Annotated in this window: 1 protein-coding gene; it reads right to left on the reverse strand. The window is 44.8% G+C overall.

All coding sequences use genetic code 11. The features are described 5' to 3' along the window. The coding region (locus tag P8629_RS11960; protein ID WP_278166335.1) for a nucleoside-diphosphate kinase at positions 1–268 on the reverse strand (268 nt) is incomplete at both ends.

The following is a 268-nucleotide window of genomic DNA, read 5'->3' on the forward strand; positions in this document are numbered from 1 at the left end:
CGAGCAGCCGAAATAGGACTATCGCTGCCGTGTACAGAGTTATAACGCATACTCAGCGCGTAATCAGAGCGTATCGTGCCACATGCCGCTTCTTCCGGATTAGTTTTACCCATTAATTCACGATAACGAGCAATCGCATTTTCTCCCTCTACCACTTGGACCATGATCGGACCTGATGTCATAAAGGCTTTTAGATCATTAAAGAACGCTTTTCCTTCATGCTCAGCATAAAAACCGCTCGCTTGATCTTCGGTTAAATGAACCATTT

Origin of the sequence: Hydrogenovibrio sp. 3SP14C1 (assembly GCF_029625905.1) — a bacterium.
Taxonomy (GTDB): Bacteria; Pseudomonadota; Gammaproteobacteria; order Thiomicrospirales; family Thiomicrospiraceae; genus Hydrogenovibrio.